This is a genomic window from Brevibacterium luteolum, assembly GCF_025147615.1.
Classification (GTDB): Bacteria; Actinomycetota; Actinomycetes; order Actinomycetales; family Brevibacteriaceae; genus Brevibacterium; species Brevibacterium luteolum.
Genome location: NZ_JALXPM010000016.1, coordinates 22,046 through 43,107, shown reverse-complemented (window position 1 = coordinate 43,107; position 21,062 = coordinate 22,046). Strand labels below are relative to the sequence as shown.

The 21,062-nt window shown below is 69.0% G+C and carries 17 protein-coding genes and 1 riboswitch; of the genes, 8 read left to right on the top strand and 9 right to left on the bottom strand.

What is annotated here, in order from left to right; all coding sequences use genetic code 11:
- Nucleotides 1–49: 49 nt before the first annotated feature.
- Nucleotides 50–2,536 carry a bifunctional diaminohydroxyphosphoribosylaminopyrimidine deaminase/5-amino-6-(5-phosphoribosylamino)uracil reductase RibD gene (gene ribD, locus M3C25_RS05855; protein ID WP_257995023.1) on the bottom strand — a complete coding sequence of 829 codons (2,487 nt, stop codon included), beginning with the start codon at nucleotides 2,534–2,536 and terminating at the stop codon, nucleotides 50–52.
- Between the two features lie 101 nt (nucleotides 2,537–2,637).
- Nucleotides 2,638–2,780, bottom strand: a riboswitch (FMN riboswitch).
- 162 nt (nucleotides 2,781–2,942) lie between these two features.
- On the opposite strand from ribD, the gene M3C25_RS05850 reads away from it, so the two are divergent.
- The gene (locus M3C25_RS05850; RefSeq protein WP_102160899.1) at nucleotides 2,943–4,469 is read left to right on the top strand and encodes an outer membrane protein assembly factor BamB family protein; all 1,527 of its coding nucleotides are present in this window, start codon (nucleotides 2,943–2,945) and stop codon (nucleotides 4,467–4,469) included.
- A 40-nt stretch (nucleotides 4,470–4,509) separates the two neighbouring features.
- On the opposite strand, the gene pdxS is transcribed toward M3C25_RS05850, so the two are convergent.
- Nucleotides 4,510–5,472: a pyridoxal 5'-phosphate synthase lyase subunit PdxS gene (gene pdxS / locus M3C25_RS05845; RefSeq protein ID WP_259793922.1), complete on the bottom strand. Its 963-nt coding sequence runs from the start codon at nucleotides 5,470–5,472 to the stop codon at nucleotides 4,510–4,512.
- Between the two features lie 193 nt (nucleotides 5,473–5,665).
- Here pdxS and pdxR point away from each other — a divergent pair, with 193 nt between their 5' ends.
- The gene (gene pdxR, locus M3C25_RS05840; RefSeq protein WP_146004297.1) at nucleotides 5,666–7,054 is read left to right on the top strand and encodes a MocR-like pyridoxine biosynthesis transcription factor PdxR; all 1,389 of its coding nucleotides are present in this window, start codon (nucleotides 5,666–5,668) and stop codon (nucleotides 7,052–7,054) included.
- 6 nt (nucleotides 7,055–7,060) lie between these two features.
- Here pdxR and M3C25_RS05835 read toward each other — a convergent pair whose 3' ends face one another.
- Complete coding sequence (locus M3C25_RS05835; protein ID WP_259833165.1) at nucleotides 7,061–8,035, bottom strand: NAD(P)H-binding protein; 975 nt, start codon at nucleotides 8,033–8,035, stop codon at nucleotides 7,061–7,063.
- A 21-nt stretch (nucleotides 8,036–8,056) separates the two neighbouring features.
- Between M3C25_RS05835 and M3C25_RS05830 the strand changes: the two genes are divergently transcribed.
- From M3C25_RS05830 to M3C25_RS05805, 6 genes are all read left to right on the top strand, one after another.
- The gene (locus M3C25_RS05830) at nucleotides 8,057–8,761 is read left to right on the top strand and encodes a CPBP family glutamic-type intramembrane protease (RefSeq protein WP_102160907.1); all 705 of its coding nucleotides are present in this window, start codon (nucleotides 8,057–8,059) and stop codon (nucleotides 8,759–8,761) included.
- 112 nt (nucleotides 8,762–8,873) lie between these two features.
- Nucleotides 8,874–9,203: a biopolymer transporter Tol gene (locus M3C25_RS05825; RefSeq protein ID WP_102160910.1), complete on the top strand. Its 330-nt coding sequence runs from the start codon at nucleotides 8,874–8,876 to the stop codon at nucleotides 9,201–9,203.
- 176 nt (nucleotides 9,204–9,379) lie between these two features.
- Nucleotides 9,380–11,242, top strand: coding sequence for a molecular chaperone DnaK (gene dnaK, locus M3C25_RS05820; RefSeq protein ID WP_102160912.1), 1,863 nt, complete (start codon nucleotides 9,380–9,382; stop codon nucleotides 11,240–11,242).
- Nucleotides 11,242–12,030 carry a nucleotide exchange factor GrpE gene (locus M3C25_RS05815; protein ID WP_102160914.1) on the top strand — a complete coding sequence of 263 codons (789 nt, stop codon included), beginning with the start codon at nucleotides 11,242–11,244 and terminating at the stop codon, nucleotides 12,028–12,030. The genes dnaK and M3C25_RS05815 overlap by 1 nt, the downstream gene beginning before the upstream one ends.
- A gap of 228 nt (nucleotides 12,031–12,258) precedes the next feature.
- Entirely contained in the window at nucleotides 12,259–13,335 is a 1,077-nt protein-coding gene (locus M3C25_RS05810) for a DnaJ C-terminal domain-containing protein (protein WP_102160915.1), read from the top strand.
- A gap of 15 nt (nucleotides 13,336–13,350) precedes the next feature.
- On the top strand, nucleotides 13,351–13,857 hold the full coding sequence (locus M3C25_RS05805; RefSeq protein ID WP_102160917.1) for a heat shock protein transcriptional repressor HspR: 507 nt from the start codon (nucleotides 13,351–13,353) through the stop codon (nucleotides 13,855–13,857).
- Between the two features lie 219 nt (nucleotides 13,858–14,076).
- Here the strand turns inward: M3C25_RS05805 and M3C25_RS05800 are convergent, their stop codons facing one another.
- The 6 genes from M3C25_RS05800 to M3C25_RS05775 form a co-directional block, all read right to left on the bottom strand.
- The gene (locus M3C25_RS05800) at nucleotides 14,077–14,805 is read right to left on the bottom strand and encodes a hypothetical protein (RefSeq protein ID WP_170274803.1); all 729 of its coding nucleotides are present in this window, start codon (nucleotides 14,803–14,805) and stop codon (nucleotides 14,077–14,079) included.
- Between the two features lie 32 nt (nucleotides 14,806–14,837).
- Nucleotides 14,838–15,617, bottom strand: a complete 780-nt coding sequence (locus M3C25_RS05795; RefSeq protein ID WP_102160922.1) for a maleylpyruvate isomerase family mycothiol-dependent enzyme — start codon at nucleotides 15,615–15,617, stop codon at nucleotides 14,838–14,840.
- Between the two features lie 50 nt (nucleotides 15,618–15,667).
- Nucleotides 15,668–17,305: an SLC13 family permease gene (locus M3C25_RS05790; protein WP_102160925.1), complete on the bottom strand. Its 1,638-nt coding sequence runs from the start codon at nucleotides 17,303–17,305 to the stop codon at nucleotides 15,668–15,670.
- A gap of 171 nt (nucleotides 17,306–17,476) precedes the next feature.
- Nucleotides 17,477–18,826, bottom strand: a complete 1,350-nt coding sequence (locus M3C25_RS05785; protein WP_102160927.1) for an LPXTG cell wall anchor domain-containing protein — start codon at nucleotides 18,824–18,826, stop codon at nucleotides 17,477–17,479.
- Between the two features lie 105 nt (nucleotides 18,827–18,931).
- Nucleotides 18,932–19,759, bottom strand: a complete 828-nt coding sequence (locus M3C25_RS05780; protein ID WP_170273027.1) for an LPXTG cell wall anchor domain-containing protein — start codon at nucleotides 19,757–19,759, stop codon at nucleotides 18,932–18,934.
- 67 nt (nucleotides 19,760–19,826) lie between these two features.
- Nucleotides 19,827–20,990, bottom strand: a complete 1,164-nt coding sequence (locus M3C25_RS05775) for a diacylglycerol/lipid kinase family protein (protein WP_239557117.1) — start codon at nucleotides 20,988–20,990, stop codon at nucleotides 19,827–19,829.
- Nucleotides 20,991–21,062: the final 72 nt, after the last annotated feature.

Genomic DNA, 21,062 nt, shown 5'->3' with positions numbered 1-21,062 from the left:
GTGCGGTGTCCGGTGCAGTGCCCGGTTCAGTTCTGGTGCGGTGTCCGGTTCAGTTCTGGTGGGCGGCCGGGGTGTGCGTGTCGAGCCATGTGCGCAGGTCGGCGATCGAGATGACCGGCAGCCCGAACCGGGTCCCGAAGGCCAGCAGAGCGTCGAGGCGCATGACCTCGCCGGTGTCGTCGACGACCTCGGCGATCGCTGCGACCGGCCGGCAGCCGGCCAGCCGGGCGAGTTCGACTCCGGCCTCGGTGTGCCCGGCGCGCTCGCGGACCCCGCCGGCGGCGGCGATGAGCGGGAACACATGCCCCGGCCGGGTCAGCTGCTCCGGGCCCGCCTGCGGGTCGGCCAGCATGCGCAGGGTTGTCGTGCGCTCACCGGCGCTGATGCCGGTGTCCAGGCCGCGGGCATCGCAGCTGACGGTGTAGTTCGTGCCCTTCGGGTCCTCGTTCACCGCGGTCATGGCCGGCAGATCGAGGTGGGCTGCGATCTCAGCGGTCATCGGCGCGCACACCACGCCGGAGGTGTGGCGGACGATGAAGCCCATCCACTCCGGGCTCAGCAGCTCGGCCGGCACGATGAGGTCGCCTTCGTTCTCGCGGTCGGCATCGTCGACGACGATCGTCGGGACACCGCGGCGCAGTCGGCTGATCGCCTCCTCGATCGAGTCGAGCCCGTGTGCCGGGGACGCGTCGGCTGCGGTGGTCTCCCACGGCTTGTCCTGCCACGGCGACGGCGGCGCCTGCACGGGATCGGCACGTCGCACGTGGCGTCCGGCGAGGCTCTGGGCGTACTTGGCCAGCACATCGGTTTCGATGTTGACGAGGTCCCCGACGCTCGCCTGCCCGAACGTCGTCGCGGCCAGGGTCGCCGGGATGAGCCCGACTTCGCACCACGGCTGCCCGGCACCTGCCGGGGAGACGGCGGTGATCGTCAGCGAGGTCCCGTCGAGTGCGATCGAACCCTTCTCCACGCACAGCGGGGCGAGCGCGGCTGGCAGCTCGATGCGCATCCGCGTCCACGCCCCGCAGTCCTCGAAGACGCTGATCCGCCCGACCCCGTCGACGTGACCTTGGACGATGTGCCCGTCGAAGCGCCCGCTGGCCGGCATGCAGCGTTCGAGGTTCACCTGCGTGCCCGCCCTCAGCGCACCCAGGCTCGTGCGCGCCAGCGTCTCGCCCATGATGTCGGCGGTGAAGATCCCCGGGCCCGAGGTGCTGGCCGGGTTCTCATCTGCCGGCGCGGCTTCGGCGGAGGTGCGGGTGGCGGTGAGGCAGACGCCGTTGACGGCCAGGGACCCGCCGGCTGGCAGGTCGTCGATGAGGCTGCCGGCCCTGATGCTGATGTGGGCGGTGTCGGTGCCGGGAACGGAGGTGACGGACAGGACGGTGCCGGTGGCTTCGATGATGCCGGTGAACATGTGGTGACTCCTGTGGTCGGTGGTGGATGGGGTTGGCGGTGCCGGGGCCGGGGCGGCGGGTGCCGGTCTCAGGTGCAGGATGGTGTCGGTCCCGCTCGCGGCAGCGGCAGGGGCGGCAAGGTCGTCGGGGATGAAGCGCGGGGCGGCTGCGAGTGTCGGCACCTCAAGGCCGGCGGTGGCGGCGAGCCCGCCGGTGCCGAGCAGCTGCGGGCCGAGGTGGAGGAACAGCTCGTCGACGAGCCCGGCGGTCAGGAAGCCGCTGAGCAGGTGCGCCCCGCCCTCAATGAGCACGTGCTCGATCCCGCGCGCCCGCAGCTGCCGCAGCGCGTGCAGCAGGTCGTGGGTGCGCAGGTGGATGGTGCGCGGGTCGGCGGCGAGGTGGCTGGAGGCGTCGAGATCGCGGGTGCCGATGACGACCGGCACCGGCTGCCGGGCCGCAGCGCGGCCGTCTATGCGGGCGGTGAGCCGCGGATTGTCGGCCCGGGCGGTGCCGGTGCCGACGATGACGGCGTCGACCCGGGCGCGCAGCGCGTGCACGCGGGACCGGGTCTCATCGGAGGTGATCCACTGGCTGGTGCCGTCGGCAGCGGCGATCCGCCCGTCGAGGCTCTGGGCGAGCTTCGCCGTCACGAATGGCCGGGCCTCACGCTGCGCGGCCACCCACCGGTGATTGAGCACCGCCGCCTCATCGGCTGCCAGCCCGGCGACCACCTCGCGTCCGGCCGCCCGCAGCACCTCGGCGCCACCGGTGGCGACCGGATTCGGGTCGGCTGCCGCGTAGACGATGCGCGGGATCCCGGCCCTGACGATCGTATGCGCACACGACGGGGTCCGGCCGACATGGGCGCACGGTTCGAGCGTGACGACGAGCGTGGCGGTGCCGAGGTCGATGCCGGCTGCGACGGCGGCTGCCAGGGCTGCCGGTTCGGCGTGCGGGTGCCCAGCACCTGCGTGGTAGCCGGTGACGATCGTCCCGTCGGCGCCGATGACGGCCGCACCGACGAGAGGGGTGGCCCCGCGCTGGCCGCGGCGGGCGGCGGTGAGGGCAGCGGACATGGCCCGGCGTTCACGGGCAGTGATCCCGGCGGCAGGCGCGGCGGGTGCAGATGAGCGGTGCATTCTCCCTCTCCTCCTACCGGGGAGACGGGAGACAGGCGGCAGGCGTCCGCGCAGACACGGGTGCGCCGCTGCCGGTCCAGGCAGACACGGGTGCCCTGGACCGTGTGTTCCTCCCATCCAGACTTTCACTGTCGGTCTCGGAATCGCACCGAGTCAGCCGAACCCCTCCGCCCGTCTGGGCCTCGGCGTTCGGGTCGCGGACTGTCACCGCCGGTACGGAATCTCACCGTCCCCGGAACATCTGCCCACACCGTAGCACGCGTCACAGACACACCGGTCACCGCACCCGAGGCGGTGGGCGCCTCCCGTGCTTTGCCAGCACCGTTGTCCGGCCCGTCTGGCATAGTGAAGACAGGACGCTCACCAGGGAGATCATCACGGTGTCCCTGCTTGCGAAGGAACAGTCATGCACCCGTTCTCCCACCCCGCGCTCGCCCTCATCGCCGCAGGCGCCGCTCTCACACTGGCCGCCGGATGCACAGCCGCAGAGGACGCGCCCGGCAGCTCACCTGCGCCCAGCACACCGGAACCGCCGCAGCTGAGCGAGGCGATCACCCTCGACTTCTACGCCAGCCTGCTGGCCGACAACGACACCGACCGGGCGCTGGTCGCCGACGCGATGGGCGGCAGGCTCGTCGCCGTCGGCGCCGATGGTGCCGAGCTGTGGACCCACCAGGCGCAGGTCGATATGGACCGGCCCGACAGTGTGGCCGCCTACTCCCACGGTGAGACCGTCATCGTCGACGACGGGACCGGCCGTCTGCGGGCACTCGACTGGGGCGATGGCAGCGAAGCCTGGACCTATACGCCTGCCGATGCCGATCTCGGCTGCACCGAACCGGGTGACTACTACTCTTCCTCCTCCACCGGAACGAGCGCCCTGGGCGAGGATGGGATCATCCTGCTCGAATACGGGATGATCGACGCCGATCGCGGCAGCTGCACCGGTGATGAGCAGAAGGCCATGGTCCTCGGCCTCGATCCTGCCTCCGGCCAGCCTGCCTGGCCGGCCGTGCAGGCGACCGCCGATGCGCAGCCCATGGGCGGGGCGAACCTGCAGATCACCCCGGACCGCACGCACGCCTACCTGCCGTGGCGCGATGGCGACGGCAGTTTCCTCACCCGCCTCGACCTGGCATCGGGTCAGCATGCCACAGTCGATCTCAGTGAGTACGGGGAGCAGGACCTCGGCTTCGGGATCTACCCGCAGAAGGCACCCGGAACGCTTGTCTACGCCTTCGGCACCGCCGATCCTGACGCACCGTACTCCGGGTCCGTCACCCGCACCGCACTGCTGAGGCTGCCGATGGACCTGCCGGAGAGCTCTGAGGCGCTCACCCCGCTCAGCGCTGCCGACGATCCTGGCCTCGCCGCGGGCATCGACTTCAGTGAGGAGCCGGTCGACTACTGTGCCGCCCGGCCCGTCTCTACCGCCTCGGGCACCTTCGTGTGCGCGAGCACCCAGCTGTTCGCCTCCCGGATCCTGGTGCTCGGCTCACTGCTCGACGGCGAGGCCTGGCACACCGACATCTCCGAGGACGCTTTCGAATTCGGGCTGTTCAACGAGCAGTACGGTCGCCTCCACACACCCGTCGACGGCACCGACGCGCCACTGGTCATCATGCCCGGTCTCGACGCCGGTGTCCGGGCCGTCAGCGCCGTTGACGGATCGACGCTCTGGGAGGCAGGCGAAGACCTCGACCCGCTCGATCCGGTCGAAGGCAGCTACGGATTCGGCGGCAACGGCGCATTCCCGCAGCTCGGCCTCATCCCGGTGCTGCTCAACGATGCGGTGCATTTCTTCACCCTTGACGGCAAGGAGCACGCCGAGGCCCACGCCGTCGGCCAGTATGCCGAGCCGAGTGCCACCGGCCGCTGGTTCGCAGCAGCCGCCGGTGAGTCCACCACGCTGTGGACCGTCACCGGCGGCTGAACGATGCCGCTGTGCGGCGCCGGTAAAGCTGCGCTGCGTCTTACCAGCCGCGTTCGGCCAGGCGGTGTGGGGCCGGCAGGTCGCTGACGTTGAGGCCAACCATCGCCTCACCGAGTCCGCGGGAGACCTCGGCGAGCACCTCGGGATTGTCGTAGTTCGCCGTGGCCTTGACGACGGCTTTGGCCCGTGCCTCCGGGTTGCCGGACTTGAAGATGCCTGAGCCGACGAATACGCCCTCAGCACCGAGCTGCATCATCATCGCCGCATCGGCAGGCGTGGACACGCCCCCGGCGACGAAGGTGACGACCGGCAGGCGGCCGTCGCGGGCGACCGTGCGCACGAGGTCGAACGGCGCCTGCAGCTCCTTGGCCGCAACATAGAGCTCATCTTCGTTCAGCGCAGCCAGGCGGCGGATCTCACCGCTGATCGTGCGGATGTGGCGGGTCGCCTCGGAGACATCGCCGGTGCCGGCCTCACCCTTCGAACGGATCATGTCGGCACCTTCGTTGATGCGGCGCAGCGCCTCTCCGAGGTTGGTGGCCCCGCACACGAACGGCACCTCGAAGGCACGCTTGTCGATGTGGTTGACGTAGTCGGCAGGGGAGAGGACCTCGGATTCGTCGACGTAGTGCACGCCGAGAGACTGCAGGATCTGCGCTTCGACGAAGTGGCCGATGCGCGCCTTGGCCATGACCGGAATCGACACGGCATCGAGGATCCCGGAGATGAGGTCCGGGTCGCTCATCCGGGCGACGCCGCCCTGGGCGCGGATATCGGCGGGCACCCGCTCGAGCGCCATGACCGCCACTGCTCCGGCATCTTCGGCGATGCGGGCCTGATCAGGGGTGACGACGTCCATGATGACGCCGCCGGCCAGTGAGCGTGCGAGCTCGGAGCTCAGCTGGGCGCCGGTGGCGCGCTGCTGCGCGGCGCCGTCGGCAGTCCCGGCAGTGTGCGTGTCCGCAGCGGCGTTGGCGGTGGTGTCGGTCAGTGTGGCAGTCATGCAGTCTCCTGGGTTGTGGCGGGTGCCGGACACCCGCTGGTGGTGAACCGGACGTCCAGGCGCCCGACGGGGTATTCGTGAGCCTAACGAGCATTGGACTGCAGATATAGTCCAGATCCAGGGGTATTCTGTAGTCCAGTTGCGCGGTTCCGGATGGCCGCGAGACCAGAGACCAGGTGGGGGAGGGGTGCTCATGGCGCACGACGCGGATCTCACGGTGCGGCTCGACCGCAGCTCGCGCATCGGTCTGCCGCTGCAGATCGTCGCCGGCATCCGGGCCGAGATCGTCACCGGCCGTCTGCGCCCAGGCGACAGTCTGCCCTCCAGCCGGGTGCTCGCCGCGCAGCTCGGTGTCGCCCGCGGCACCGTGCAGACGGCGTATGAGCATCTCATCGCCGAGGGGCAGCTCGTGACAGCCGCCCGTTCGGGCACACGCGTCAACCCGGCACTGCAGACGGCGCGGACTGGTCGCGCTTCGGCCGCGCGCCGCTCGGGGTCACGGGCCGTGACGGGCCGAGCGATGCCCTCCCACCACTCCACTGACATCGCGGCGGAGGTGCGCATCGATGCCCGGGGTGTGAGCGTGCGCCCCGACCCGCGCGATGAGCCCGACTTCCGGGCTGCCTGGCGCCGCGGACTCGACACCCGCGACGTCAGCGATGACGGCTGCGGCACCCAGACGGTGCGCCAGGCGATCGCCGGGCACCTGCGGCTGGTGCGCGGCATGCAGGTCGAGCCCGCCGACATCGTGCTGACCGCCGGCGCCCGCGACGGGTTGCGCACCGTCCTCAACGTCCTCGCTCCCGCAGCGCTCGGAGTCGAGAGCCCGGGCTTTCCCGGTCTGCGCCGGGCACTGGCGAACACCGCCACCGTCGATGTGCCCGTCGACACCGACGGCATCGACCCCGCTGCGATCCCGATGCAGCTGCGCGCCCTGCTGCTGACGCCCAACCACCTGCATCCGCATGGAGATTCGATGAGCGCGACCCGGCGCGTGCAGCTGCTGCGCTGGGCCGAATCGTGCGGCGGCCACCTGATCGAAGACGACTACGACACCGAAGCCCGCTACGCCGGCAGCCTGCCGCCGACTCTCGCCGACCTCGACAGCAGCGGCCGGGTGCTGCACCTCGGATCCTTCGCCACCCTGCTCGGTACGCGCCTGGGCATCGGCTACATCATCGCCACCGGCCCGCTCAGCGCTGGGATCGCCGCCCACCGCCGGATGCTCGGTCCCGCCGCCTCACCGCTCATCCAGGCAGCGCTCGCCGACTACCTGGACTCCGGCGGTCTGCGCAGGCGGATGCTGCGGATGCGCAAGCGGCTGGCAGCCGCCGCCGAGGCGGTCGATGCCGCAGGCCTGCCGGTGACCCAGGTGCGCGGGCGGGTGATCCTCGAGCGGCCGGCCGGGGATGCGCGGCGTTTGCGGCGCGCACTCGCTGAGCGCGGCATCCTCGTCGACGACCTGGCCGGCAAATGGACCGGCGGGCAGCAGACCGGCATCGAGATCGCGCTGAGCTCGCTCACCAGCCCGGAGCTGACTGCTGTCCTGGCGGCTCTGCGCGCCGAGCTCAGCCAGCGCTGATGGCGCTCAGCAGCGGTCGCCGGGCATCACTGCAAGCGGATCCCGTTCGGCGGCCGGCAGGTTGAGATCCGGCTGCGCCAGCGCCCGCGCCAGGGCGGCCCGCGGTGTCAGCGGCTGATGGGCAGGCGCGCCTGCGAACAGCTCGCTGCGCCAGCTGTCACCGGAGGAGACCATGTCCTCCTGGAGCGATTCGATGAGCGCTTCGACTGTCGATCCCGGCAGATCCGTCAGCACTGCTGCAGCCTTCGCCACGAGCGGCTCCGGCAGCGGTCCGCCGGGCAGCTGCGGGCGGATGAGCCCGCTGAGCTCGGTGAGCAGATCGATGAGCTCGGGGTACGACATCACCGTCCCGCCGCCGATCGAGAACTGCCCGGTCGGCAGATCGACCCGCAGCGCCGCCTCGATCGCGGCGGCCACATCGGTGATGGCGATCGGCTCGACGAGGTGGCGCATCCACGACGGCACCACTATGACCGGCAGCCGGGTCACCAGCTGCCGGATGAGTGCCAGGCTCGTCGAGCCCGCCCCGATGATCATCGCCGCACGCAGCGTGATGACCGTGGCGCTGGCCCGGGAGAGCTCCTGTTCGACCTCGAGCCGCGAGATCAGATGCTCGGACAGGCGCTCCTCGCCGACAGCCGGGATGATCCCCGAGAGGTAGACGATTCGGTTGATGCCTGCAGCATCGGCTGCCCGGCGCACGCGCTGAGCTGACTGCCGGTCAACTGTGCGGAAGTCAGACCCGCCCATCCCGTGGACGAGGTAGACGATGGCATCGGCAGCGCTGTGAGCCACCGCCGCAGACACGGATGCGTCATCGGTGACGTCGAGTCGGGCGGCGGTGACGCGGTCTGCCCACCAGAACGCCCTGAGCTTCTCCGGTGAGCGGGCAGCAGCGGTGACGGTGTGCCCGGCACCGAGCAGGACGGGGATCGTGCGCGAGGCGACGTATCCGGTGGCGCCGATGAGCAGAACTCGCATGTCATCTCCTAGACTGGTGCCATGACGTCGCAGCTGGTGCTCACCTCACGTGCGGCTGTCTGGGCGCCGGCGACCGCCACCATTGTCCTCGGCGGGCTCATCCTGCGCAAGGCCTTCGGCCTCGGCACATCTGCCGGCACCGCGGCACTGCCGCTGTGGAGCCTTGCCCTCGCCGCGGTGTGGACGCTCGGCGGGATCGCCCTCCTGCTGCTCACGCGAGCGCATCTCACACGTCACCGCTCCGCTGATCCGGCGCCCGGCCCGCCGGCGCACCGTACTGCCGCCTCGGCCGGGTGGCGGGCGCTGGCTATCGGTGCGGTGCTGGCGGGTGTGTCGCTCCTCGGTGGCTGGATCCTCAGCCTCATCCCGGTGACCGCGCCATGGATCACCGCCGCCCTCGTGACTGCCGGGAGCTCGGCGGCCGGGCTGACGCTGGCGGCGGCTGTCGTCACGGGGCTGTCGGAAGAGGTGTTCTTCCGCCTCGGCCTGGCCGACCTGTTCCGCGGCCACGCCCGCTGGATCGCCCCGACCGTCATCTACACGCTCGTCACCTTCGCAACGCTCAACCCCGGCCTCATCGCCGCCGCCCCCGTCGTCGGACTCGCCGCAGCCTGGGCCCGCGAATCGACTGGCCGCTGGTTCGCTCCGCTCATCGTCCATGGCCTGTGGTCGATCGCCATGGTCGGGATCTTCCCGCTCGCAGCCCCCGTGCCGGGAGGCATCTGATGGTCGCCTGGATCGCCCCACCACCGGCCGCGCCGCGGCGTCCCGGCGCCGAGGCGGGTCGCGCCGAGGCGGGTCGCGCCGAGGTGGGCAGCGTGAGCGCGTGGAGCCGCATATGAGCACCCCGGAGCGGACCGCAGACGGCCGTTACATCATCGTCAGGGGCAGGCGCTGGCGAGCCCAGGATCCTGTGCTGCCCGAGGCGCTGACCGCCCCGCTGCTGAGTGCCCTCGGCACTGCCCGCTCGCAGCTCTCCCGCCGTCACCAGCTGAACGACGAGCAGACTGCAGTGCTGCGGCAGCGCGTCACCTGGGCCAAAGAGGGCCTCGGTGAGCGCGGCACCCCGTGGTGGGAGCTGACCGAGGATGAGCGGCTCGCCCGCGCACGCGACCGGCTGCAACGACTGACACGCCGGGATGGCGCAGTGCGCGACGGGGGTCGCTGAAAGAATTCTGCCTGCCTGCGGAATAATCTCCCCTCCCGCAAAGTTGAGTCTGGTGTACGCAACTTTCATGATGCTGGGTTTGACAGTCGAATTCAGCGTGACCAGACTTGAGTCAGATGCGCTCAATGCCGGCGCCAGCCGGGTTGGGCCTGACTCAGAAGAGAAGGAGAAACACTATGGCTCGTGCAGTAGGAATCGACCTCGGCACCACCAACTCGGTTGTGGCCGTGCTTGAAGGCGGCGACCCCAAGGTCATCGCCAACGCAGAAGGCGGCCGCACCACCCCCTCGGTCGTGGCGGTGAGCAAGAACGGCGACTTCCTCGTCGGTGAGATCGCCAAGCGCCAGGCCGTGCTCAACGTCAAGAACACCGTCGCCTCGGTCAAGCGCCACATGGGCAGCGACTGGACCACCGAACTCGACGGCAAGACATTCACTGCACCGGAGATCTCTGCCCGCATCCTGCAGAAGCTCAAGCACGATGCTGAGGAGTACCTGCAGGAAGAGGTCACTGACGCCGTCATCACCGTCCCGGCCTACTTCAACGACTCGCAGCGCCAGGCCACCAAGGACGCAGGCAAGATCGCAGGCCTCAACGTCCTGCGCATCATCAACGAGCCCACTGCCGCCGCACTGGCCTACGGCCTCGAGCGCGGCAAGGAGGACGAGCTCATCCTCGTCTTCGACCTTGGCGGCGGCACTTTCGACGTGTCCCTGCTCGAAGTCGGCAAGGATGACGATGACTTCTCGACCATCCAGGTCCGTGCGACCTCCGGCGACAACGAGCTCGGCGGCGACGACTGGGATCAGAAGATCGTCGACTGGCTCGTCAGCCAGGTCAAGAACGGCTACGGCGTCGACCTGACCAAGGACGCCGCCGCTGTCCAGCGCCTCAAGGAGGCCGCGGAGCAGGCGAAGAAGGAGCTGTCCTCGGCGACCAGCACGAACATCTCTCTGCAGTACCTGTCGATGAGCGACAACGGGCCCGTCCACCTGGATGAGACCCTCACCCGCGCGAAGTTCGAGGACCTCACCAAGGACCTCCTCGAGCGCACGAAGGCTCCGTTCAAGGCCGTCATCGCCGATGCCGGCATCTCGGTCGACGAGATCGACCATGTCGTGCTCGTCGGCGGTTCGACCCGCATGCCGGCCGTGGCCGAGGTCGTCAAGGAGCTCACCGGCGGCAAGGAGCCCAACAAGGGCGTCAACCCCGATGAGGTCGTGGCGATCGGCGCCGCCGTGCAGGCCGGTGTCCTCAAGGGCGAGCGCAAGGACGTGCTGCTCATCGACGTCACCCCGCTGTCCCTCGGACTGGAGACCAAGGGCGGTGTGATGACGAAGCTCATTGAGCGCAACACCCCGATCCCGACGAAGAAGTCCGAGACCTTCACCACGGCTGAGGACAACCAGCCGTCTGTGTCGATCCAGGTCTTCCAGGGCGAGCGCGAGTTCACCCGCGACAACAAGCCGCTGGGCACCTTCGAGCTCACCGGCATCGCCCCTGCACCGCGCGGCATGCCGCAGATCGAGGTGTCCTTCGATATCGACGCCAACGGCATCGTGCACGTGTCCGCCAAGGACAAGGGCACCGGTCAGGAGCAGTCGATGACGATCACCGGCGGCTCGGCGATCCCGCAGGAGGACATCGACCGGATGGTCCGCGAGGCCGAAGAGCACGCCGATGAGGACAAGAAGCGCCGCGAGGCCGCTGACACCCGCAATATGGCTGAGAACCTCGCCTACCAGACCGAGAAGCTCATCACCGACAACGACGACAAGCTGTCTGAGGATGTCAAGACCGAGGTGCAGGGCGATGTCGACGCGGTGAAGGAAGCGCTCAAGGGCGAGGACGACGAGGCGGTCAAGACCGCCGTCGAGAAGCTCAGCCAGTCTCAGACGAAGATCGGCGAGGCACTGTACCAGCAGGGCGGCGCCGAGGGTGCTGCCGGAGCCGAGGGAACCGCAGATGCCGGTTCCGATGCGACTGAGGACGACGTCGTCGACGCCGAAGTGGTCGACGAAGACGAGGAGAAGAAGTGATGTCCGCCGAGAATCCTGAACAGGGCTTCTCGTTCACCGACAAGCGTCGGGTGGATCCGGAGACCGGCCAGGTGCGCCAGCCCCAGGCCGGCTCCGGGGACACCGGAGCCGCTGAGCCGAGCGAGGCTCAGGAGCAGGCGCAGGCCGCAGCAGCCGAGGGCCGGCTCGACAGCGACGGCCCGGAGGTCGCCACTGGCGGCGAACCCGCCGCCGAGACCGACCCGGCCGCCCAGGCAGCCGAGCAGGCCGAGGCTGCCGCGCAGTCTGAGGGAGCCGAGCAGGCTCAGGGAACCGCGCAGGCCGAGGCGCCCACTGCCTCGGGCGCGGAGACCGGCGAAGGCGCGCTCGATCCTGAGAACGTCAGCCCGGCCAACGACACGGAGGCCGAGCTGCTCGATCACCTCAAGCGGATCAACGCCGAATACGCCGCCTACCGGATGCGCTCCCAGCGGGAGCAGGACCGCGCGAAGGAAGCCGGTGTCGCCAGCGTCGTCGAGGCGCTCTTCCCGGTGCTCGACGAGGTCCGCCTGGCGCGTGAGAACGGCGACGTCGAGGGCCCCTTCGACACGCACGTGACGAAGCTCTTCGACACGCTGGCCAAGCTCGGCGTCACACAGTACGGCGAGGTCGGTGAGGAGTTCGACGCCAACATCCACGAAGCGCTCATGCAGCAGCCCAGCGACGAGGTCGAGACACCCACGGTGTTCCTCGTCATGCAGCCGGGCTACATGCTCGGCGAGCGGGTGCTGCGCGCCGCCCGCGTCGGCGTGCAGGCCCCGGCAGACTGATCTGCACAGCCGGCACCCGGCATGAGCCGAGCGCGGCGTGAGCTGCGGATTCCGTTCCCGAGGCGGCCACCGCCTCGGGCACGGACCGGATGGGCAGGCAGACGGCCTGCGCATGCGGTGCGTGAGGAACGACAGACCGGCAGCCGCGGCTGCCGCACAGCAGACGGGAACAGACATCCAGACACACACGACAGACGATGACGGCGCGAGCCGGAAAGGAGGTGCCAGGTGAATTCCGGACCTCAGAACGAATGGTTCGACACGGACTACTACAAGATCCTCGGCGTCTCCAAGGACGCCTCGCAGTCGGAGATCAAGAAGGCCTACCGGAAGCTGGCCCGGAAGTACCATCCGGACACCAACCCCGGTGACAAGGCCGCAGAGGAGAAGTTCAAGCAGATCGGGCAGGCCAACCAGGTGCTGTCTGACAAGGAGACCCGCGAGCAGTACGACCAGGTGCGGGCGATGGGCCGCGGCGGTGCCCGGTTCTCCGCCGGCGCCGGCGGACCCGGCGGTGCCGGCGGTGCCGGCGGTGCCGGCGGGTTCGAGGACATCTTCTCCGGCCTGTTCAATACCGGAGGCGGCGGCACCCGCACCCGCTACACGACCCGCAGCCCCGGTGGCGGGCCGGCTGGCTCGGCTGGCGGGGACATCCCGCCGGAGTTCGCTGATCTGTTCGGCGGATTCGGCGGCTCCTACGGCGGCAGCCCCTATGACAGCCCGTACGGCGGTGGGTTCTCCACCGGCCCGCTCAAGGGCGGGGACATCAAGGCCAGCACGAAGCTGTCCTTCACTGAAGCCGCCAAGGGCGCAACAGTCAAACTGTCGATGCCCGGGGGCAAGCCGCTGACCGTGCGCACCCCGGCCGGCGTCAAAGACGGGCAGAAGATCCGCCTGCGCGGCAAGGGCAAGGCCAGCCCCAACGGCGGCGAACCCGGTGATGTCATCCTCACCGTGCAGGTCGAACCCCACCCGGTGTTCACCCGCGACGGCGCGAACCTGCGGATGACGCTGCCGGTGACCTTCGACGAGGCTGCCCTCGGCGCCGAGGTCGAGGTCCCGACACTCGGTGGGATGCCGGTGCGGGTGAAGATCCCGGCCGGCACACCGTCGGGCCGCACCCTGCGGGTGCGCGGCAAGGGCATCGAGACGAAGAAGCTCACCGGCGACCTGCTGGTGACCGTCGAGATCGCCGTTCCGAAGAACCTGACGCCCAAGGCCAAGGAAGCGGTCGAGGCCTTCCGTGAGGCCACCAGCGGTGAAAATCCGCGAGCCGGGCTGCTCGACCGGGCCCGGGAGAGATGAGCGGGGTGAGCGTCGATGAACATCGGAGCGACAGCCGCCGTCTACGTCATCTCCGTTGCCGCTGAGCTGGCGGGCATGCACCCGCAGACGCTGCGGCAGTACGACCGGATGGGACTGGTGGTGCCCAAGCGCACCGCCGGTGCCGGACGGCGCTACTCACCGCGCGACATCGAGCGGCTGCGGCTGATCCAGAAGCTGAGCAAGGAAGACGGCATCAATCTCGCCGGCATCAAGGAGATCCTCGCCCTGCACCGCGACCTCGACGAAGCCCGCGACGCCGCCACCCAGGCGCATGCCGCCGTCCACGAACTGCGCCAGCAGGTCGAAGGACTGCGGCAGCGCGTGCAGGCCGAATCCCGGGTCTTCGCCGCCGGGCAGAGCGGCGACATCGTCTCCGTCATGCACGGCAGGCGCCCGCGGGTGCGCATCGCCGGGGCTCTTCCCTCAGCAGCCAGCGCCCGGCCCGGCGGCAGTGAGGCCGATCGCGCCTCCCGCGACATCCTCCTCTACCGCCGCCGGTGACGCGGCAGCCTGCGAGGCGATCTTTCGCACCTGACCATGCGAAGCGGCGCCCAGCTCAGAAGCTGGGCGCCGTTTGCGCTGTCCCGGTGGTGCGGCCCCGCTGCCCAGGTCGTACCGCCCGGACTTGATCGCCTCAGATGAGGGTGTCGAGAAACAGTGGTGCCAACGCGAACCACTTGAGCAGCACGACAGTCGGCCCGTGTCGAACCGGGGCGTCGGTCATGCCCGCTGTGCTCGCTTCCGGCCGACGATCCACAGGATGATGCCGAGAATCGTCAATCCCACGCCGAGCAGGCCGCCGAACACAGCGATGAGAATGCCGCCGACGGTGGAGAAGATCCCGCCGACCGACAGGGGTGGGGCGATGATGACATCGGGTTGGTTGCACGTGATCGAGTAGGTGCCCGCTTCCCGGACCGAGAACCCGTCGATCGACTCATAGGTCCTGCCGTCGAAGGAGTAGGACGACGTCTGATTCGTTCCCTTGCCCACCGGAGTGGGCCCTGTGATCGTGCAGCTGGTGAAGCCGGAGTCCTCCGGCGCGTAGACCTGCCACTCAGACTCCGCCTCGAAGAACTGGCTCGTAGTGCCGTTGACGCGGATCGCCTCATCGGAGAACCCTGACAGGGACGAAACGCCGGCGATCGTCATGATGATGCCGCCGATGATGGTGAGTGCGAGGATGCCGGCACCGATGAATGTCAGGATCTTGCCGATCAGCGTCATCTTCGACTTCGGCTTCGGGGCACCAGCCCCGGTGGCATACGGATCTTGGCCGCCGTACTGCGGCGCCTGGCCGGGATACTGGGGCGGCTGCTGGCCCGGTTGAGGTGCCTGGCTGCCGTACTGCGGTGCCGGCGGCTGGCCACCCGGCGGCTGCTGACCTCCCGGAGGCGGCCCGCCTGCTGGCGAGCCGTTCGGCGGGGGCGGCTGGGGTGGGTAGCTCATGACGCTCGTCCTCTTCCTCGTCGTTGTCGGTGCTAGATCCAGGGCGGCGGTTGGGGGAGGTCCTGCGGAGTCGCCGTTCCCGAGGCGCCCTTGTCGTTGTCCTCGAGCCCGGAGTTCGGCCAGCCGCGCCCGGTGAGATAGGAGACGATCTCGGCTGCCTCGCCGGTCACCTCGATCGGCTCAGCTGGACGCCTGTCTTTCGGCCCGGCGACGACCGTGCGCGGGGAGTCGTCGCGGTCGGTGATGTTGAGCGTGAAGTTGACCGGTTCGTCGCGGGCGATCCACGTGTCGGTGATCTCATCGAGCAGTGCGTTGACCATCGCAGCCGGGAAGTCGAGGGTCGTCATCCCGATGTTGAGGTCCAGGGAATGCATCCAGGCCTCCCGCGCCCGCGACCACGGGATCTGCGCGGCCTGGATGTCCTCGCCCCGCCCGTTGACGACCGTTGCGTTCCAGGCCTCATCGTCCATGTCGTCGAACTCGTCGCTGAGCTCGTCGACGACCTCATGGGCCATCGTCATGACATCACCGTTGGAGATGAGGGCGACAGTCGAGTCGATCTCCTCATCGCGGGCCTGCCGCGAGGGGTACATCCGGTTCTCCTCGCCGGTGCGGGCCCATTCGAGCAGCCGCATGAACGCCTCTGCGTTGTGGATGACGTGTGCCGCAACGTGCTTGCGGGTCCAGCCGGGCAGCAATGAGGGCTGGTCGAGATCGGCGCGGGAGAGCTGGTCGAGTGCCTGCAGGAAGAACTGCTCGCCGAGCAGTCGCAGGTCGAGGTCGCGTTGAAGCTGATCTGCATCGAGTGCCATGTCCTCAGCTTAACGTCCCACCTCGGAGCGTGCCTGCCTGAACCCGAGCCTCAGACGAGTCCCAGCCACTTCCAGTACGTCGCCGAGAGAAGCAGCACGAACAGGTAGCCGGCGATGGTGAGCGGGATACCGGTCTTGAGGAACTGCTTGGCGGTGAACGCACCGGTGCCGTAGGCGAGCATGTTCTGCGGTGCCGAGATCGGCAGCAGGAAGCCGAAGCTGATGACGAACTGCTGGATGATGACGAAGCCGAATCCGCCCTGCGCGGCACCCGGCAGGCTCATCGCGAGAGCGATGTAGACCGGGATGAGGGCCGAGGCCAGCGAGGTCGCCGAGGCGAAGCCGAGGTGGATGAGGATGGTGAACACCGACACGACAGCGATGATCGCCAGCATCGGCATCTCCGACAGGCCGACCGCCCCGAAGGTCTTCGACGACAGCCACGCGGCCGCACCGGTCTTGAGCAGCAGGGAGCCGAGTGAGATGCCGACGGCGAAGACGACGAGTGTGCCCCAGTTGATGAGCTTCTCGACGGCCTTCCATGAGAACACGCCGATCTTCGGGGTGAGCATCACCGCGATCGCGACGATCGTCACCGTCGAGGAGTCGAACGGGTGCAGCACCTCCTCAGTCGACCACAGGATCAGCAGCAGCACGGCGATGATGATGAGGCGGATCTCGCGGGCGGAGATCGGGCCGAGCTCGGAGAGGTTCTGCCGGATCATCTCGCGGCCGCCGTCGATCGTGTCGGCCTCGGGCTTGATCGCCCAGCGCATGACGAAGTACAGGGTGATGGACATGAGCACCGACCATGGGGCTGCCCACAGGAACCACGAACCCCAGGCGACGTCGACGCCCATCTCCGAGGAGATGAAACCGGTGGCCACGAAGTTCTGCGCGGCAGCCGTCTTGATCCCGACGTTCCAGATCGAGACCGCCTGCGCGGCGGCGATGACGAGGAGTGCGCCGAGCTTCGAGTTGTTGGCTAGGCCGAACGCGGCGACCATGCCGAGGAGGATCGGCACCACGGCTCCGGCGCGAGCGGTGGCAGACGGGACGAAGAACGCGAGCACGATCGAGATGACGATCGCACCGATGAGGATGCTGCTGGTCTTCTCGCCGGAGAACCGCAGCACCCACAGCGCCAGTCGTTTGTGCAGGCCGGTCGCCTGCATCGCCGCAGCGAGCGCGAGCGCGGCTGCCACCAGCGCGACGGCCGGGGAGGCGAAGCCGGCCAGGCCGAGTTTCAGCGCCTCAGTCGAGCCCATCGGCTCGGGGCCGGCGCCTTCTTCCAACGCAGGGGCGAAGCCGAGCAGGATCGCGGTCAGGCCGATGATGATGACGGAGGAGACCGGATAGGTCACGGCCTCGGAGACCCACAGGATGACGGCGAAGGCGAGGATCGCCAGCGCCCGCTGACCGGCCACGCCGAGCTCGGGATCGCCAGGCAGCAGCAGGACGACGATGAGGGCGATCCAGGCGGCGGCGAACCAGATCGGCTTGAGCCCGAGGTGGGCGAAGAATCCGTCGTGATGCTTGGAGCTTGCAGTGCTCGAGCCGCCATCGTGCTCGGCGACGGCGCGCTGATCTGCACGCGCTTCGGCCTGCTGCTTCGAGCGCTTCTCCGCTCGGGAGCGCAGGGCTGACCGGCGCTCTGCGGTCTTGTCAGAAGTGGGGCGATCATTCATGGGAAATGCTGCTCCTCAGCTGCACGTCGGGGATGGGCGTCACCGCAGGCTCTGCCTCCAGAGTATCGGCATCTGATCCTCAGGCGCGAGGATCGCGCCCGGTCACCTGGCGTGGAACACATCACCCCCGGTGGCCTGCGCCGCCGGGGGTGATGCGTTGTGATGACGGGCTCAGCTGCGGCGGCGGGTCAGCATGATGCCAGCCGTGCCGATCGCCAGCAGCGCCAGACCGGCGCCGGCAGCGGTGAACTCGGAGCCCGTGCGCGGCAGGCGGCTGCGATCATCGCGCTTGTCGTCGCCGTTCTTGCCGTTGTCATCCTTGCCCTTGTCGTCACCGCCGGACCCGTCATCGTCCGAGCCGTCGCCAGCGGTGACAGTGAAGGCACCGGTGAGGTCATCTCCACCGGGGCAGGCGACGACGACGTCATAGGCACCGATGTAAGACTCGGCGGCTTCGGGGTTGTCGCCGAAGACGGTGAAAGGGACCGTGCCGTCGGCATCGGCGGTCGCGGTGTCGACGTGAGTGCCGATGTTCTCGCTCTCCGGCGTGACGGTCAGCTCTGCGTCCTTGCCGGGCTCGCATCCGGTGGCGACGATCGTGACGGCGTCCGCCTTGACGAAGTCGGCCGCCGCGATCTTCTCGGGATCGACGATCAGTTCACGCTCGGCCGGGGTCGACGGGTCATCGGTCGGGTCAACCGTGGGATCGTCCGTCGGGTCGACCGTTGGATCGTCCGTCGGGTCCTCAGTGGGATCCTCGGTCGGCTCCTCGACGATGCGCACGGTGTGCCGGGTGACCGGCAGCGTGTCCGGCAGCCGGTTGGAGCCCTTGACCGTCTCTGCACTGACGGTGATCTCATCGCCGACAGCCACCGAATCCGGCGCGGTGACGGTGAACTCCTCTGCCGGTCCTACGCTCTCCGGTGCGACGTCTGTGATCGGCTCATCACCGAGTGCCGCGGCAGGGGAGTAGCTGTAGCCCTCTGCCGGGCCCTCCTGGACCGAGAATGCCAGGCCAGCCTGCGCCTCGGCGACGGTCGCCGTCTCCGGCCCAGCGATGTGTCCGGCATCGTAGGTCACGACTGTCGTCTTCGAGGTGCTCTTGCTGGCGCTGCTCACCTGCACGACGACGGCCTCATTGGGCTGCAGTTCGCCGACCGTGGCATTGCGCTCCGGTTTGAACGAGGAGACGAACGCGTCATCAGCGGCGAGGGTGAACGAGTACTCACCCGACTCATCGGCTGCGCCGTTGAACCGGTCGACGTCTTCGATCGGCAGGGTGTAACCGCCGTTGAACATGGCGTTGACCGAGCGCACGTCGACCTCGGCGCCGGGATCAGTGGTGACGGTGACGGGGATGCCGTCGGCGAGCTCGGAGACCGGGATCGGGTAGGGCATGTCGACGGTGACGTCGGCCGCCTGGGCGGGAGCCGCCACGGCGACACCGGCACCGGCGGCGAGCAGGGCTGCCGCACCGGCGGCAAGACCGCGCAGCGACAGGGCAGAGAGCAGAGTCTTCACAGGACACCTCGCAGAAGCAGGATCGATACACACCCAGCCAAGCGGATCGAAGCATCCGGGCACTGGCGGCCAGATGAATCCAGCGAGAACTCTGCGCCCGCAGCTTCAGCCGCGGCGGCGGGTGAAGACGACCGAGGCGGTGCCGACGGCCAGCAGGATCGCGCCTGCGGCTGCGGCCAGCAGGTCGCTGCCGGTGCGCGGCAGCCGGGCGCCGCGGCTGTCCTGCCCGCCGGGCTTGCCCTCCGGTTCGGCGCTCGGGGTCGGTGCGGCATCGGTGGTGACGGTGAAGCTGCCGGTGCGCTGGTCATCGCCGGCGCACGCGACCGTGACGGCGTACTCGCCGGCATAGGTCTGGGCCATCATGTCGTGCTGGCCGTGGACGCTGAACGCGACGACCCCATCGGCGTCGACGGTGGCGGTCTCGGAGTAGTTGCCGACGTTCATGCCCTGCGGGATGACGGTCATCGTCGCATCGGCGTCCGGCTGGCAGCCGGTGGCGGAGATGATGACGGCGTCCTCGCGCACGAAATCCGAGGCGCTCAGCTTGCCCGGCTCGATCGTGAGGGTCTTCTCCGCAGTCGCCTCTTCCGTGCCCGAGGTGCCGGTCGCGGTCTCGGTGGTGGGCGCCGGTTCCGTTGCGGTCGTGTCCCCGGTGGCGGCAGGCTGCGGGGTCTCCGCCTCGGGCGTCGCCGGTGACTGAGTGAAGCCGCCGGATTCGTCGGCTGAGTGCTCCTGCGTGCTGTCCGGTGCGGTCGCCGAAGTGTCGGGCACCGTCTGCTCCGGAGCTGGGCTCCGATCCTCAGCAGTGCTGCTGCCCGGACGCGGGCCGGTGGCCTGCATGGCGTCATCGGCGGGCTGCGCAAGGGCTGGGGTGGCACCGGCGGACATGGTGAAGGCGATGAGGACTGCTGCGCAGGTGCGGGAGAGTCTCATGGCGTGCCTTTCAAGCCGGGCGACCAGATACTCAGGATATACCCAGGTTCAGCTGAGCGGAAGAGGCTCAGGCGACGGGCAGCGGCCACCCCTCCTGACGGATGAGGCGGGTCTGCTCCCGGGTCGGGGTGCGCACGATGAGACCATGGTGTTCGACCTGCATGGCCAGGTAGTCCGTCTCGCCGAGCGGGTCGCCGTCGATCTGCATGTCGATCTTCTCTTCGCATTCGATGACGACGGACTCGCCGCGCAGAATTTGCGTGTGCAGGCCCTTGCGCTTCTGGCGGGAGAACACCGAGGCGGCCACACCGATCCATTGGAAGGCGTTCTTCGGGGCTACGACGAGGAGGTCGAGGATGCCGTCGGCGATGTCGGCCTCGGGCATGAGGACGATGCCGCCCTGGATCTTGCCGCAGTTGCCGCCCACCACCGAGCGGACTTTGGCCCGCACCGCCTGCACGCCGTCGACGGTGATCGTCACGCGGGTCGGGGAGCCGACGAGCTTGCGGGCACCGGCCTCGAAGTAGGCCAGCCAGCCGACCTTCGACTTGAGGTCGGAGTCGGTGTCGGCCATGACGGCGGCGTCGAAGCCGAGCCCGGCCATGACGAGGAAGGCGGAGTCCTCACCATCGGGGGCAGTCTGCGCGTGACCGATGTCGATCGGCTTGTCCTGGCCCCACAGGGCGATGCGCATCGCCCATTCCTGCCGGTCGAGCGGCAGGCCGATGTTGCGGGCCAGCAGATTGCCGGTGCCCATCGGGATGATGCCCATCGGGGTGTCGGTGCCGGCCAGCACCTCGGCGGCGGCGCGCACGGTGCCGTCACCGCCGGCGGCGACGACGAGGTCGACTCCGGCGTCAAGCGCCTTGCGGGCCATCGCCTCACCGGGATCGTCCTCGGTGGTCTCGATGATGAGCGGCGGCTGCCAGCCCTCCTGGCGGCACACCGCCGAGGCGACTGCGGCGAAGTCACCGGTCACATCCTTGATCGGGTTCATGATGACGGCCGCGCGCGGCTTCGGCGGGATATCGGCGCTCTGGCCCGACTGGCTGTCTGCGCTCGTGAGATCCTCAACATCGAGCTGCTGATCCCTGCCCGCAGCAGACTGCTGCGCTGCCCGGCGATCCGCGGCACGTGAGCGGGAACCGAGCCAGTAGCCTATGAACAGACCGACACATAGGATGACGACGGCGAGGGCCAGGAGGAAGAGCATTCCGGTTGAAGTTTCCATGACACCAATCTACTCCGCGAACCGGTCCAGCTGACTCAGCCTGAGCGGGCGAAATTCCGGTGAACGGGTGCT